This window comes from Corallococcus exercitus (genome assembly GCF_042231735.1).
Taxonomy (GTDB): domain Bacteria; phylum Myxococcota; class Myxococcia; order Myxococcales; family Myxococcaceae; genus Corallococcus; species Corallococcus exercitus_B.
On record NZ_CP102577.1, the window covers coordinates 960,682 to 975,201 of the forward strand.

A 14,520-nucleotide genomic window follows, 5' to 3' on the forward strand; every position below is an offset into this window, starting at 1 on the left:
GACACTCCATTCAACGTCGGGGACGCACCATGGCGGAAGCCGAACTTGTCGCGAAGCTCTCCATCCGGCTGCGTGGCTTCGTGTTGCCAGACAGCACCTCGCAGTTCGAGGGCTACGTCGAGCCCGGCACCTACTTCGTGCTCGAGCACAGGACGGGCTACCCGACGAAGGACACCGACTACGCACGGCTGGAGGTGCCGACGCTGGGAGCGCTCGACACGTGGATCTGTACGCGCTGGAAGTCGCAGTCCTACGCGACGGTCTTCCTCGCGCAGAAGCCCCCGCCAGTGCAGCGGCGGACGTTCGACGACGAGCCCCTCGCCGTGCCCGAGGCGACGCTCGTCGGGCTCCTGAAGGACTTCACCGCCTATCGCTACGACCTGAGCCAGGCGTACTACCCGTGGACGCTCCCCGGCATCCGCGTCCCGCTGGCGCCTCCGCGGAAGAACAACTGCTGCACCTTCGTGGAGGCGCTGACCGTGAAGGCCTTCTCCGACGTGCACGGCGCGGAGTTCGCCTGGGACGCGCGCAGGCACCGGCAGATGATGGTCGCCTCCACGGAGGACTATTTCTCCCCGGTCACCGCCGCCATCGAGAGCGGCATGGCGGTGCTCCCGCCGTCCGAGGACACGCCTCCCCACCCGTGGACGCTCATCCAGGGCTGGCGCAAGCAGTGGGACTCCGGCCACACCTTCCTCGTCGTGGACCACCACGTGGAGACGGACAAGGTGCTGCTGCTGGAGTCCAACGCCTATGAAGGCCTCAACGGGGTCGGCTTCCGGAACCTCGGCAACCTGAGGGACCTTGGCGTGGACCTCCTGGGCGACAAGCCGCTGGGCGACTGGTGGACCCGGAGCGACGTGTGGACCTGGCGGCGCATCTGCTCCACCTACCTGTCCCGGAAGCAGGCCTGGCTCAAGGTGAAGGACCGCATGCTGTCAGGGCTCTGAGCCCCGGAGTGAGCTTCCACGGACGGCCAGTCGAATCGTCCGTGAGCAGGCGCGCACGCGTGTCTTGAACCGCGGGGCCGGACGGTATGCTGCTCCCTGGGTTTTCATGGGGCGTCGACCCCAGAGGAGCGCGTGTCATGCACTGGCGGAAGTCCCTTCTCTCGCTGGCAATGGCGGGGGTCCTGGCCGCTTGCCAGGACGGGAGCAGTGGAGGTGATGGAGGGGTGGACGCGGGGACGGACGCGGGGGTGGAGGATGGAGGGGTGGACGCGGGGACGGACGCGGGCGCTGCCTACACCGCGACGGTCAGCGTCGCCGCGACACGGGCCGACAGCCGCCTGGCCTGCTTCAAGGGCAACGGCGAACCCGAGTGCGGTCTTCGCCTGTACCAGGTCATGGTCGAGGCGTTCGTCGATGCCGACAGCGCCGCGGACTCCAACACCGGCTACGGCACCAGCCATCACAAGGGCGATCTGCAGGGCATCATCAACAGCCTCGACGCCATCAAGGCGACGGGGGTCAACGCCCTCTGGTTGACCCCCGTCTTCGCCAGCGTGCCCGTGAGTGGCCAGGACGACTGGGCCAGCCGCCTGGATGCCACGGGCTACTTCGCTTCCGACTACTTCAACGTCGACCCGAAGTTCGGCACCAACGCCAGACTCAAGGAGTTGGTGGAGGGGGCCCATGCCCGGGGGCTGTATGTCTTCCTCGATGGCGTGTTCGGCCACTTCAAGGTCAATGCCAGTGATTACGCCTCGCCGCAGGGCCGCAAGCTCTCCACCACGGGGCAGGTGGGGGGCACGGGGCGGGCGGCGGTCTATCCGGACGACCTCGACTTCTTCAAGGAGGTCGCCACGCACTGGGTGACCGAATACAAGATCGACGGCTGGCGCCTGGATCAGGCCAATCAGGTTCCGGTGCAGTACTGGGACGACCTGCGGACCGCCGTCAGCACTGCCGCGGCGGCCGTGAGCTACACGAACGCGGCCGGCCAGAGCGTCCATCCGCTGGGGTACATGGTGGCGGAGATCTGGAGCGGGCCGGCGGACATCGCCAGCAAGGGCTATGGCACCACCGCGAGCCCCGCGCTGCTGTCCGCGTTCGACTTCCCGATGCGCTACAGCCTGGTGCAAACCCTGGCAGTCGAGGAGTCCGGCACGGGGAACCGTGGAGCGAGCAACCTCCAGGCCGGGTATCAGAACCAGCTGGCGTATCCCCCCCACGCCATGCCGAACCTGATGCTGACCAACCACGACCTGGTCCGCTTCGGAGATCTCCTCCAGCGAGGGGGCCTGGCGGAGCCCGAGGACAACACCTGGTGGGCGCGGCACAAGGCCGCCTTCAGCGTCATGGCCGGGTACAGCGGCCCCATCACCCTCTACTACGGGGATGAGGTCGGACAGGAGCTGCCGGGCTTCGCGGCGAAGGAGGACAACGCGACCTGTGCGCTCCGGGGCGTCTGCGACGACCATGTCTCCCGGACCTCCGCCATCGTGGAGGGCATCCCGACCACGGTGGGGGCGCCCGCCACGGTGCTCTCGCCCGCGCAGGCGGACCTGAAGCACCACGTCGCTTCCCTGATGGCGCTGCGTGACGCCCACCCGGCGCTGGCGAATGGCAGTCGGACGCACATCTACGCGGACGAAAACGTCTACATCGACCGCAAGGACAAGGGCACCGACAACGTCCTGTATGTGTTGAACGTGAAGGCGACTCCCGCGGTCATCACCGTGGCGGGGACGGCCATTGGCAGCGCGGGAGCCCTCGTCGATCTCCTGGGCGGCGCCGACGTGGCCCTCTCGGAAGGGCACCACGAGATTGCGCTGAGGCCGTTCGAGGGCAGGTTCTTCGACATCGCATCGCCGACGGCCGAGGGTCCTCAGACGGGCCCGGGAGGTGGGCTCTCCGGTCAGGGGCCGCTGGCCCGTTGCGACGCTCCGACGGTCGACGGGCTCGGCCCGCTCGGCAAGGAGGTCTTCATCCGGGGCAGCTATGTCGGTGGGGACAACTTCGGTGCGACGCCCGCCCACCGCCGGTTCGCCTACAAGGGCGACAACATCTACCAGGTGGTGGTCAACGAGCCGGACGTCACCGCCTATACCTTCAAGTTCGCCAGCGCGGACTGGTCGAAGGAGCTCGCGGTGTCGGGCGGGGGGCCGGTGGTGATTGCCTCGGAGCAGCCCATGTCGCTCGCCGCGGGCCCCGGCAAGGAGTCCTCCCTCGCCATTCCGGAGGCCGGCAACTACGTGTTCAGCTTCCGCATCAACGCCACCCTCGACGGCGGCGAGCTGATGGTGAGCAGGTGCCCCTGACGCTTCCAGGACCCGCCTGGCCTCACCGGATGGGCGGCACGTAGGCCTTCAGCGGACCTGCCCGCGGGGCCTCCTCGGCCCGTGACTCCTGGGGCCTCAGGCTCATGCCCACCGAAAGCATGGCGAAGAGCACGAGCGCCGCTGCCCACAGCACGAACTCCAGGGCGCTCGTGCCTTGCCTTCCAACGGGGGGCGGCTCCCCCGAAAGTGACATCCCGGTGAACGACCGGGGGCCATGTATGCTCGTGGGATGTCCCCTTCATTCCTCGCGTTGTTGGTGATCGCCGTGTTCGTGGGAGCCCTCGCGGGCTTCTGGTGGCGCTCCGCCAACCGCGAGCGACCGGCGGATGCGGATCCGCCCACCGCGCGGTCTCCAGAGGAGGGAGAGGTGGTCCTCGCGGAGTTGATCGAGTCCGGGCAGATGATCGACGCCATCAAGCTCTACCGGCACCTTCATGGCTGCGGCTTGAAGGATGCGAAGGACGCCGTGGAAGCGATGCGGGAGGGTCGGGCGCCAGTGGGGCCTCCCGAACGCCGGGACTTGTCCGAGCCGGAAGCGAAAGCCGCCATGGAGCGCGCTGTTCAAGACAACAATCTCATCCAAGCCATCAAGTTCCACCGATGGCTCTACGGCAGCAGCCTGAAGGAGGCGAAGGACGCGGTAGAGGCGATGCGAGCCGACCTGCTCCGGCGGGATTGAGGTCCGCCGGAGGCAGGAGTCCTTCAGGGGGCGCGGCCCGGCGGGGTGGCCCCCGGGGTGAGCTTCCACAGACGGCCGTTCGAATCGTCCGTGAGCAGGTAGAGCGCACCGTCAGGCCCCTGGACCACCTCGCGGATCCGCGCGTTGCGCTCCGTGAGCAGGCGCTCCTCGCCGACCACGCGGTCGTCCTTCAAGACAAGCCGCACCAGCGCCTGGCTGGACAGGCCGCCGATGAAGAAGTTCCCCTTCCACTCCGGGAAGAGCGCCCCCGAGTAGATGGTGAGCCCCGAGGGCGAGATGACCGGATCCCAATAATAGACAGGCTGCTCCATGCCGGCGGCCTGCGTCGTCTTGTGGATGGGCTCGCCCGAGTATTCCTCGCCATAGCCAATCGTGGGCCAGCCGTAGTCCTTGCCTGCTTCCGGGCGGTTGAGCTCGTCGCCTCCGCGCGGTCCCATCTCCACGACCCAGAGCCGCTGCTGGGCGTCCAGGGCCGCGGAGAGGATGTTGCGGTGTCCGGAGGACCAGATCTCCGGCCGGGCGTCCTTCCGGCCCACGAAGGGATTGTCCTGGGGGATGGAGCCATCCGGGAAGATGCGGACCACCTTCCCGAAGTCGCTCTTGAGGTCCTGCGCCTGGACGCGGCCCGGGAGGATGGAGCGCTCGCCGAGCGTGACGAAGAGCTTGCCGTCCGGCGTGAAGACGAGCCGTCCGCCCGCGTGCAGCGTGGACTCGAGCGTGGGCTGCATGCGGAAGATGACCTGGAGGCCCTCGATGCGAGGCTTGGGTCCGTCCACCAGCCGTGCGCGCGCCACCGCGAGCCCGTTGCCGCCCTCGCGCGGCTCGTAATAGGTCCAGTAGATGAGGCCGCTCTTCGCGTAGTCGGGCCCGACCTCCACGTCGAGCAGCCCGCCCTGTCCCCGGCCGTCCACCTTGGGGAGCCCCGCCACCGGAGGCGACTTCTTGCCCGCGGCGGTGACGATGAAGAGCGAGCCCGTGGGCTTCTCCGTGACCAGGAAGCGGCCATCCGGCAGGAACGCGAGGGCCCACGGCTTGTTGAAGCCCGAGGCAATCTCCGTCACGACGATGGGCGTGCGCGTCTTCACCGCCGGGGCGCGCGTCTGCTGCGGGAACGCGGGCTTGAACTCCGGGACGTTGGGGGGCGCGGTCTCCACGGGCGCGCCCGGGGGGATGTCGCCCTGTCGCGGCACGGACTGCTGACTCTCCCCCCCGCGTCCTGGGGCGAGGTTGCCCTCCTGGCGAGTGGGCGGCCGGGGTGTCTGGGCCTGCACTTCGGGGGCGGCGCTCAGCAGGAGGGAGGCGAGGAACGGGGTCACGAGGCCATGGCGCATGGGGTGACTCTCCGTCGGGACCGGCGGGACGTCATCCGTCGGCGGGCATGCGGCGCTCCGCTTGGTTGCCTGGGTGAACAGTCGCGGCGCTGGCCACCGTGAAGTCGATGACCCGGTCCCACATCGCCTGGAACTGCGGCTCCTGGAAGTGGGAGCCCGACTTCAGCCAGCTGATGTACTCCGGGGGCTGGTCGAAGTGGCCCATGACGTCCAGGTGGTCCCCGACCGCGACGTGGAGGACCTCTCCCCAGACCTGGGAGCGGCTCGGGACGATGCCGTCGCTCCGGGACTCGAAGTTCCTGCCAAAGACATCCTGGAGGGCCTGGGACTGGGCCGCCGTGCGCTCGGGAATCTGGAGCTCCCGGGACAGGGGCGCGCTCTTCGCATGCAGGAAGGAGAAGATTCCATGGAGGAGGGCGTCCGGGGTGAGCAGCAGGGGAAAGGACCGTTTCGGCGGAGGCGCGCCCGTGACGACGCAGCCGTAGCGCACGCCCTCGCGGTCCGCCGTGTTCGCGTTGAAGGTCCGCATGCTGGCCGGCATGAGGTCCTGGATCAGCGCCTGGTTCTCGCCCACCTGGCTGAAGAACCGGATGAGGTCGTCGCGCTCGGCCTTGGAGAGGTCCACCGTCAGCCGGACGACCTGATTGAAGAGGTTGGGCGGGAGCTTCGCCTCTTCGCTCCTCAGGACGAGCCAGTAGCACGCCTGGAGCGCGGCGGTCCGGAAGGGCATGGCCTTGCGGTGCAGGGTGAGGAAGGTGAAGAGCCACAGGTAGCGCAGCAGCGTCTTCCCCACGTCGCCCTGGTGGAAGTAGCTGGCCAGCGGGGTGCCGTGATGGGGGGTGGAAAGGGTCACCACCGAGCGCACGCGCTTCACGAAGGCCGGAGCCTCCCCGGCCATGCGCGGTGAGACGACACTCCGTGCATCCAGCCCGCCCGTGGAGTGCCCGACGAGGTGGAGCTGCGCGTCGTCCTCGTTCGCGGTCCGCGCCATCTCCCGGAACACGTCGCGGGCACGCGTCTCCAGCCCGGCGGTGGGGGCGGAGGCCACGGCATGCACCTGCGCGTCGATGCCGCGCTCCTTGAACCGCTGCTCGAGCAAACGGGGGACGTTCTGGAAGTAGGCGATACGCTCCGTTTCCTTGTCACCCATCTGGGTAAAGCCAAAGAAGCCGGGGACCAGATAGACGCGGTGCCGGTTTTCCATGGAGGGAAGGCTAACCCAGGGCGCGGTGGACGTGCTTTGCCCGGCGGTGCGACTGTCCCTGGCTGCACAAGGCAGCAAGTCTTCAAGTGAGAGGGGGTTCAGCTCGCCGTGACCAGGAACGAAAAGAGTTCCTTGTAGTGAGCGTAGCTGTCCACCGTATGCAGGAGTGCGTAGAGCGCGAAGCCGGCATTGTCGCTTCCCTTGCAGTGGAACTCGCCACAGTTCGGATCGAAGAAATAGAAGTCGGTGCTGAAGACCCCTTCCGTCCGATAGACAGCAATGGCATGGAACCGCTCGAGTCCCAGGACGTGGGCGCGCTCCCGTTCAAGGTTTTCCTTCGCGAAGGTCTGCGCTGCTTTGACGTCCTTGAACGGAGGGACCTTCAGCACCCCCGAGATCCGCACGGCGTTGTCCTTGGCGAGTTCCTGCAGCGCCCTGGGAAACTTGACGTCGCCCACCGTGATGAGCTTGTTCTTCTTCACGTCGTCAAATACGCCCTTGCTGACCTCGTACAGCGTGTCTCCCTCTGCTACGTAGCCTTGCTTCGAGAGAACGAGCGAAGCCTGCATGGCCAACATGAGCCGCGGTATCGTTTCACGGACTTTGGTTTGCTTGGCGGCGTAGACCCGCTGATTCGTGATCAGCTCCGGAGCTGCTTTCTTCAGCGCGGCAAGCCGCACGGCCGGAAGTTCCTGTGGCACCCCATAGCTTCCTTTCTGCGAGTCCATGATCCGGCGACACCAGGAGAAGCTGAGCGCCGCGCAAAAACCGCTGCGCTCCACGTCTCCCACGAAGTCTCCCTGCTTGAAGGCGGTGCGGGACGCGGAGTACCTGACAACGTATTCTGGAAAGTTCATGGCCATGCCTCCTGGCGTGGAAGGAAAGGCTGCGGGCTGACCAAACAGATCCAATCCTAGCAATGAACCGGCCATGTCAGGCATCGGTGGCGCTGTACCCGGAGCTACGGCTTCGGGGCGATGGTGACCTTCACGCCTTCGCTCCACGTCTTGTGCTCGTCCGCGTAGTACAGGTACGCGCGGCTGGACGGGCCCGTGTAGGTGCCGGGCACCGCGGCCACCAGGGACAGCGGCACGTCGATGCGCTTGTGGGGCTCCATGCCTCGCCAGTACAGGACGACGTCGCGCCCGAGCACCTCGTACGCATCCACCACCTGCCGCTTCACCAACTCCTTGAGCTGGTCGTGCCGTACCTCCAGGCCGCCCGGCACACCGAAGATGGCCACCGCCGTGGGCAGCCGCTGGCCCGTGCGGTTGGCCACCACTACCCGCGCCTCCGTGGGCTCGCCCTCGGTGAGGGCCGTCTTCGCCAGCGCCACCTCCAGCGTCACCGCCGTGTCCTTCGAGCTGTCCGGCGTCACGCTGTTGTAGGTGACCTCCACCGAGTACGGCAGCTCCGCGCCCCCCTCCATCCGCAGCTCCACGCGGCGCTCGCCCGCGCCCAGGAGCGCGCTCACGTCGGGCAGCTTGAGGGCTTCCTGGGAGGAGCCGTCGAAGCGCACCGGCTCGCCCACCGCGCGGCCGTCCACGTAGACGCGCACCAGGCCCGGGGTGAGCTTCGACGCACGCGCCTTGTCGTAGGCGATGATTGCGCGCAGCGCGAGCACCGTGCTCTGCGTCGCGCCGTAGCGGCCACCGTCGCTGGACTCCGCGAGGAACTTCATCGCGCGCTCCACGTTGCCCACGTAGGCGGGATCGCGCATCCACGCCAGCACCGCCAGCGCGGTGGTCTCGATGTTCAGCGTCTCTCCAGAGCTGCCCACGATGGACTGCGTCGCGCCGCCCACCACTCCGTCCTGCCCCTGCGAGGTGGCGAGCCGGCCCATCAGCGTCCGAGCCTCGGCGGTGTCACCGGCGAGCGCCAGCGCGTTGGCCGCCAGGGCCACCACGTAGCTGTTGGTGCTCTTCGCCGCGGCGGCCTTCAGCGAGGCCACCTCGCGCGACAGTTCCTTCGCCTGCGAGGCCGGCTGGCCCGCGCTCTCCAGCAGCGTCCAGAGGATGTATGCGTTCGACGTGTCCGCGTCCTCCACCCACACGTGCAGCGCGCGACGCTTGCGATTGAAGCCGCCCTGGCCATCCCGCTGCTGGAGCAGCCACTCGCGCGTGCGCTCCAGCATCGCGGCGTCCACCTCGCGCACCTGGCGCATGTCCGTGAAGTGCAGCAGGCCGAACGCGGTCAGCGCCTCATGGCCCGGGTTCTGCCCGAACCACTCGTAGCCCTTCTCGGACGTCTCGTAGCCCACCAGCCGCTGGTAGCCGCGCTCCAGCTTCTCGCGCGCGCTCGCCACCAGCTCCGGGTTCACGCCGGTGTGCGTCTGGAAGTACTGCTGCGCCATCGTCATGGGGTACGTCGTGGAGCTGGTCTGCTCGAAGCAGCCGGAGGGCTCCTGGATGAGGCGGGCCAGCGACTCCGTCATGTTGGCCAGCGGGCCCGGGTACACCGCGATGGACGTCCGCACGCTGCCGGGCACCAGGCTCTGGGGCAGCACCACCCGGTGCTCCGCCGCTGCCTTCGCGGACACGAGTCCGCCGAAGGACACGCGGCCCGGGAAGCCCCGGGGCTTGATGGACAGCGTGCGGGTGACGACGTCCGTGTACTCGCCCGCGCTCGCCGTGAGCTTCACGTCCACCGGCCGCGCCTCCTGGCCAATCTCCAGCGAGAAGAGCTGCCGGGCCCGCGCCTGTGAGGCCAGGTCCAGCGTGGGGCCGCCGGAGACCTTCACGTCGCCCTTCAGCTCCACCTTCACCCCCGCGCCCGAAAGCCGCGCCTGGGTCCCGTTCACCAGCGCCACCGGCAGCCGCACCACGTCGCCCGACGTCACCTCGAGCGGCAGCTTGGGCTCCGCGTAGAACGGCTGCACGGACTCCAGCTCCGCCACCGCCGAGCCGAGCGCGCCGTCACCGCCCACCGCGCCCGCGAACGCCTTGAACGTCGTCACCGAGTCGCTCATCGCGAAGGACACCCGCGCCTCGCCGGTGCGGGCATCCGTGCGCACCCCGGCGTTCCAGTAGAGCGTCTCCGCGAAGTCGACCCGGTCTCCCGCCTTGCGCTTCGGCCGCGCGGTGTGCGCGAACTCGCGCAGGTAGAGCAGCTGCCCCTGGACGACCTGCCTGTCGTCGAAGCGCATGTCCCGCTTCGCGCGGAAGGCCTTCCCCGCCATCATCGGAGCCTCTTCCTCCTTCGCTACCTGGAGCACGGGGGCAGGGGCTTCTTCCGCCGGGGGCAGGGGAGCCGGAGCCGCCGCGGCGACGGGGGCCATTTCGGGGAGGACCGCGCCCTCGGCCTGGCCGGCGAAGGCTTCGTCCTCGAGCGCGACGTTCCGGTCCATGGCGGGCTGTGCCTGCCCCACGCCCGCGACAGCGCCGCCGCGTCCGGCCCTGGTGACAGTCGGCCGGGGCTTGCGGACGGGCTCCTTCGGCCAGCGCACCGCGAGCACGCGCATCGCCGCGTCACCATGCCGGGCGAGGAAGGACTGCGTGTCAGTCAGCGCGAAGCGCCGCCAGCCCTGCGTCCCCAGGAGCAGGTCCACCGCCAGCTTCGACTCCGGATTCTTCGCGTCGAGGTAGACCTGGGCGTCGGCCAGCTCCTTCACCTCGGGCTCCAAGAGCACCATGACCGGGAGCTGGGGCGCCTGGTCGCGCTTCTCCAACAGCTCCAGCACCGCGTCATCCGTCACGGTGAGCATCACCAGCGCGGAGACCGGCTGGCCGCCGCGCGTCGTCCGGGCCGTGAGCCGCACCGGGCCACCGGGCACGTAGCGCTCGCGGTCCGCCTTCAGCTCCACCGTCAGCTCCTTCGAGGGCTGGCGGAACACCAGCCGCTCCGCGAGGGGCCGCCCGTCGTGGTCCCACACCGTGGCGACGAGCACTCCGTCCGCCTCGCCCGGGTCCAGCGTCACCGGCCCGCCCTTCACATCGCCAATCACCGCCGAGGCGACGCGCACCTCGCGCTGGCTCAACGTCACCGTCGCACGGCCGACGCCGGACAGGTCCACGGCGAGCTGCACCAGCCGGCCCGCGGGCACCACGTCCTCGCGCACGCGGATGACGGCGCCCGTCGGCTTCACCTCCGGAAGCGGGAAGCTCTTCCGGAGGCCTGACGGCGAGTCGATGCGCAGCGCGTACCGAACACCCGCTCGAGGGGTCAGCTCGAAGCGGCCACGGCCCTCGTGCTCCGAGCGCACTCGGGCGACCACCTTGCCGCTGTCCACCTCCACCACCCGGCCCACCAGGTCCGCGGGCTTGCGAGCGGGCGTGCGCGCCTCGAAGTAGACGCGCGAGGCGAGCCCCGCCACCAGGTCGCCGCCCTCCGGGTACAGGGCCAGGTCCAGCGTCTGGAGGAGGATGGGGATCGTCTTCGCCGCGGACTCCACCACGCCCCCGTCCTCGATGGTGAAGGCCAGCGTGCCCTCGCCGCGCTCCATTGCCGCGGGCAGCGGGAAGCGCACCGTGCAGCGCCCCTTCGCGTCCACCGTGCAGGGCACCTGCGCCACGGTGGCGCCATCCACGAGCGCGTTGGCTGTCACCTTCGCGCCCTCGGGCACGCCGCCTTCCGCGCGCTTCACGTCCAGCGTGGCGGTGACGGTGTCGCCCGGCCCGTAGCCGTCCCGGAGGAACTCAATCTGGGACTTGAGCCGGGGGGCCCGGTAGGCGCGTATGTCGAACTTCCGCTCCGCGGGGGCCGCGCCCGTCCACGGGTAGGTGACGCGCAGGGTGTATTCGCCGCCGGGCTGGCCGGCGGGGATGGGCCAGGCGTAGCCCCAGACGGCGTCCGCAGTGGACGCCGTGCTGGTGGTGACGACGTCCCCCTTGGGCCCCCGCACCTCCAGCTGCGCCTGGAGTGAGCCCGCGTAAGGCTTGCGGCTCAGGGCCTCCAGTACGAGGCCCCGCACCAGCACCTGCTCCCCGGGGCGGTAGAGCGGCTTGTCGGTGGTGACATGGGTCAGGTAGCGGTTCTCGCCGCCCAGCGAGCGCGTGGTGGCCCGGGCCGCGAGGACCCGGGGCGACAGCATCACGAGGAGGGCGGTGAACCCCAGGGGCAGCAGCGCGCGCAAGGGAAGGGGAGCGTGGAAGGCCATGGCGTCATCCAACGGACGAGCACGCCAGAAGTTCTGACCCTCCGAATCCTTGTCGCGTTGTCACTTCTCCCGCAGTGTGAGCAGCGCAATCCGGACGCTCAGACATGGTGAGAGGAGCAGCGGCGATGAACATGTATCGGTCGATGTGGATGCTTGGCTGTGGAGTCCTGGTTTCGTGCGGTGCCCCGATGCAGGACGAAGAGGCGGCGGTGCTCGGCACGCGGCAGGAGGGCCTTGCCCAGGTCTTCACCCAACAGGTGGACTTCACGGCGGCCACCGGGGCCACCCAGCTCACGTTCCCCGCGATCGCATTCGACGCGTATCCCGATCATCCCTCGGGCGCCGGGTCGAGCTGCGGCCGGACGCCGCCGGGCATCGACCTGCCGTGGGGCTCCAGCGCGCCCACCGTCAACGTCCTGGCGCCTCGCGCCAACACCTGGCTCTGCTTCATGGGGCCCGGCTGGAACCACAGCAACAACACGAATCCGCTGCCCGTGAAGCCCACGATCATCGCCAACGGTGAGGACGACTTCGAGATCGCTTTCTTGCGTCCGGTCTCCGCCGTCGGACTGGAGCTGCTCACGAACCATCTGGCCCAGCACAAGGTGACCCTGACCTTCACGGACGCCACCCAGGAGGTCCTCGAGGATGCGGTGCTCGATACGGGTGCCCATGCCTTCGAGTTCCTGGGGATCCAGTCCACCAAGCGCATCCGGTCCATCTTCATCGACACCAACGGCGGCGCCTCGGTGAACGAGGGCATCGCCGCCATCTGGACCGCGCCGTAACGACAGACGCCTCCGCGAAACCTCTCGCTCAGCGCTTCGCGGCGCGCTTGCGGACGGGCCGGGCGGCCCCCTGCGTCAGCCGTGCCTCGAGGAAGCGCGCGGCCTCGTCCGACAGACGCAGTGGCTGAGTCCCGCCCCCCGTCAGGAAATCGCGCACGCCCGGGGCATCCTCCTTGCGGCCGCCCGCGAACACGAGCCAGCACGCGTCGCCACGGTAGTCGTGCGCGTACCGGGCGACGAGCGTCCCTCCGCGGAAGATCTCATAGAGATAGTCGCCGAAGGGCTCACGGTCCCGGGTCACCTGTTGGAGGGTCAGCGGGAGTGGCGCGGACGTTCGTTTCATCGCGGAAGGCGTCTGTCGACAAAGCGTTTCGAAGACTGTTCTAACTCGGAGTCTCCCCGCCCCGAAAGCGTGAACCCCATGCGTCACTTGCCCCGCCACCTGGCCGCAGCGCTCGCACTCCTCGCCTGCGGGCCCGGGCCGGAGCACGAAGGCGATGGGGAGCAGGGTGGGGCGGTGGGGCTCCCCCTCACGGCTTCCATGGGGTCGGTTCGGACGGAGCACGCGGCGACGCTGCTGGCGACGGCAGGGTGCTCGTAGTGGGCGGCGAGAATGGCACCGCCGCTCCCTACCTCGCCAGCGCGGAGCTGTACTGACGCGGCCCCGGCAAGGGCCCCGTGCTAGAAAAGACGCCCGTGTTCCCAGACAAGCCCCTGCGCCGCCCCGAGCCGCCGCCCCCGGAACCGCCCCGCGCCTGGTGGCGGCGCGTCGTGGACTACCTGGAGCTGAACACCTGGGAAGGGCGGGGGGCCTTCTGGCTCGTGCTGGCCGTGCTCGTCGTCGGCTTCTGGCCGCTGGGGGTGTTGGCGGTCGCGGACGTGAGCGGCACGACCCGCCGGATGCTGGTCGCCGCCGGGCCCGTGTCCATCTGCCTGGGGTTCGCCGTCCTCATCCTGTGGTGCGGCCACCGGTACGGAGAAGGGCTTCGGTGGTCGCGCCGCCAGACGTGGGGACTGGCCGTGATGTTCCTGGGCCTGGGCCTGCTGGGCGGCCTGGGCCTGTGGTTCAGCGAGGGCTGACACCCGAAGCGGGGCCGCGCCTCAGCCCTGCTCCGCGCCCTCGAAGGAGACCTTCGCCTTGTTCATGACGTGCTCCACGGCGAGCAGGTACCAGCCCAGCTCGGCCAGGCGGCGCGTCGTCTCGGGCGACTCGCGCAGGGCGGCGTGGGCGTCCTCCGCGCTCAAGCCGAAGGGCTCCACGTAGTCGCGGATCAGCTGCTCCAGCTTCTCCGGCGTGAGCTGCAGCTTCTCCGCCTCGGTGACGGCCTTCAGCGCGATGCCGATGTGCAGCCGGCGCTCGGTGTCCGCGCGCGTGGTGGGGTCCGTGAGCCAGCCCTGGAGCGCCTCCTGCTGCTCGTCCACGTCGAAGTGGTAGGCGACCATGGCCTGGCCCTCGGCCTGGACCCAGCGGCGGCGGAGCTCCTCCTCCACCAGCACCCGGGGAAGCTCCACCGGCGCGCGCCGGGCCACCTCGTCCAGGACCATGTCCTGGGCCCGGGCCCACAGCTGCCCCGCGACCTCGTCCTCCAGCTCCTCGCGGAGGTTGACGAACACCTCTTCCAGCGTGCTGCCCATCCCCAGCTTCTGGAGGAACTCCGGGGAGCTCTCCGGAAGCATCGTCACCTGGTGGGCGCCGACGATGTCCACCAGGAAGCGGGCGGGCTTCCCCTGGAGGCCTTCGACCGGGTAGTCCGCCGGAAGCTCCAGGGCGATCTGCATGGACTCGCCCACCTTGCCGCCTTCCGCCAGGGCCTCGCAGAACCCGGGCAGCGCCTCGATGGGCGCCAGCTCCGTCGTCATGCCGAAGCGCGCGGAGAAGGGGATGAGCTTGCCGTCGCAATAGCCCACGATGTTGAGCTGGACGTCGTCGCCCGGCTCCAGCGCTTCGCCCTTCTGACGCTCGCGCGTGGTGGCCAGGGCGCGGCGCTTCTCGTGGAAGGCGCGCAGCAGGTCCTCTTCCGTGAGGTCATCCGGGGTGGGGACGCGCACGGCGATGCCCTCCAGGGAGGGGGCCTGCACGCTGGGAAGCTTGAGGGCTTCGGCGGAGACGCTGCTCACC

At 69.3% G+C, this 14,520-nt stretch carries 11 protein-coding genes and 1 pseudogene; 5 read left to right on the forward strand and 7 right to left on the reverse strand.

Annotated elements, in window-relative coordinates:
* Positions 1-29: 29 nt before the first annotated feature.
* Together NR792_RS03560 and NR792_RS03565 are read left to right on the forward strand one after the other, a co-directional pair.
* Complete coding sequence (locus NR792_RS03560) at positions 30-950, forward strand: hypothetical protein (protein ID WP_375758653.1); 921 nt, start codon at positions 30-32, stop codon at positions 948-950.
* Between the two features lie 224 nt (positions 951-1,174).
* The gene (locus NR792_RS03565; protein WP_375758654.1) at positions 1,175-3,262 is read left to right on the forward strand and encodes an alpha-amylase family glycosyl hydrolase; all 2,088 of its coding nucleotides are present in this window, start codon (positions 1,175-1,177) and stop codon (positions 3,260-3,262) included.
* A gap of 22 nt (positions 3,263-3,284) precedes the next feature.
* Here NR792_RS03565 and NR792_RS03570 read toward each other — a convergent pair whose 3' ends face one another.
* Entirely contained in the window at positions 3,285-3,416 is a 132-nt protein-coding gene (locus tag NR792_RS03570; protein ID WP_375758655.1) for a hypothetical protein, read from the reverse strand.
* Positions 3,417-3,512: 96 nt separating this feature from the next.
* Between NR792_RS03570 and NR792_RS03575 the strand changes: the two genes are divergently transcribed.
* Positions 3,513-3,962: a hypothetical protein gene (locus tag NR792_RS03575; protein ID WP_375758656.1), complete on the forward strand. Its 450-nt coding sequence runs from the start codon at positions 3,513-3,515 to the stop codon at positions 3,960-3,962.
* Positions 3,963-3,985: 23 nt separating this feature from the next.
* Here the strand turns inward: NR792_RS03575 and NR792_RS03580 are convergent, their stop codons facing one another.
* The 4 genes and pseudogenes from NR792_RS03580 to NR792_RS03595 form a co-directional block, all read right to left on the reverse strand.
* Positions 3,986-5,314 carry a PQQ-dependent sugar dehydrogenase gene (locus tag NR792_RS03580; RefSeq protein ID WP_375758657.1) on the reverse strand — a complete coding sequence of 443 codons (1,329 nt, stop codon included), beginning with the start codon at positions 5,312-5,314 and terminating at the stop codon, positions 3,986-3,988.
* Between the two features lie 823 nt (positions 5,315-6,137).
* A pseudogene (locus NR792_RS03585) lies at positions 6,138-6,518 on the reverse strand (esterase/lipase family protein); the annotation flags it as partial.
* Positions 6,519-6,616: 98 nt separating this feature from the next.
* Complete coding sequence (locus NR792_RS03590) at positions 6,617-7,450, reverse strand: YopT-type cysteine protease domain-containing protein (RefSeq protein ID WP_375758658.1); 834 nt, start codon at positions 7,448-7,450, stop codon at positions 6,617-6,619.
* A gap of 29 nt (positions 7,451-7,479) precedes the next feature.
* A complete protein-coding gene (locus NR792_RS03595) occupies positions 7,480-11,613 on the reverse strand; it encodes an MG2 domain-containing protein (protein ID WP_375758659.1) in 4,134 nt (1,377 codons plus the stop codon).
* 188 nt (positions 11,614-11,801) lie between these two features.
* Between NR792_RS03595 and NR792_RS03600 the strand changes: the two genes are divergently transcribed.
* Positions 11,802-12,401, forward strand: a complete 600-nt coding sequence (locus NR792_RS03600; RefSeq protein ID WP_375758660.1) for a hypothetical protein — start codon at positions 11,802-11,804, stop codon at positions 12,399-12,401.
* Between the two features lie 28 nt (positions 12,402-12,429).
* Here NR792_RS03600 and NR792_RS03605 read toward each other — a convergent pair whose 3' ends face one another.
* Positions 12,430-12,744, reverse strand: coding sequence for a hypothetical protein (locus NR792_RS03605; protein ID WP_375758661.1), 315 nt, complete (start codon positions 12,742-12,744; stop codon positions 12,430-12,432).
* 353 nt (positions 12,745-13,097) lie between these two features.
* On the opposite strand from NR792_RS03605, the gene NR792_RS03610 reads away from it, so the two are divergent.
* Entirely contained in the window at positions 13,098-13,481 is a 384-nt protein-coding gene (locus NR792_RS03610; RefSeq protein ID WP_375758662.1) for a hypothetical protein, read from the forward strand.
* 21 nt (positions 13,482-13,502) lie between these two features.
* Here NR792_RS03610 and NR792_RS03615 read toward each other — a convergent pair whose 3' ends face one another.
* The gene (locus NR792_RS03615; RefSeq protein WP_375758663.1) at positions 13,503-14,519 is read right to left on the reverse strand and encodes a peptidylprolyl isomerase; all 1,017 of its coding nucleotides are present in this window, start codon (positions 14,517-14,519) and stop codon (positions 13,503-13,505) included.
* Position 14,520 lies beyond the last annotated feature (1 nt).

What these genes read in the sequence shown, in the direction of transcription:
- NR792_RS03560 (WP_375758653.1), top strand. Translation starts at nt 30, where the DNA reads ATGGCGGAAGCCGAACTTGTCGCGAAGCTCTCCATCCGGCTGCGTGGC.
- NR792_RS03575 (WP_375758656.1), top strand. Translation starts at nt 3,513, where the DNA reads ATGTCCCCTTCATTCCTCGCGTTGTTGGTGATCGCCGTGTTCGTGGGA.
- NR792_RS03580 (WP_375758657.1), bottom strand. Translation starts at nt 5,314, where the DNA reads ATGCGCCATGGCCTCGTGACCCCGTTCCTCGCCTCCCTCCTGCTGAGC.
- NR792_RS03590 (WP_375758658.1), bottom strand. Translation starts at nt 7,450, where the DNA reads ATGGCCGGTTCATTGCTAGGATTGGATCTGTTTGGTCAGCCCGCAGCC.
- NR792_RS03595 (WP_375758659.1), bottom strand. Translation starts at nt 11,613, where the DNA reads ATGGCCTTCCACGCTCCCCTTCCCTTGCGCGCGCTGCTGCCCCTGGGG.
- NR792_RS03600 (WP_375758660.1), top strand. Translation starts at nt 11,802, where the DNA reads ATGCAGGACGAAGAGGCGGCGGTGCTCGGCACGCGGCAGGAGGGCCTT.
- NR792_RS03605 (WP_375758661.1), bottom strand. Translation starts at nt 12,744, where the DNA reads ATGAAACGAACGTCCGCGCCACTCCCGCTGACCCTCCAACAGGTGACC.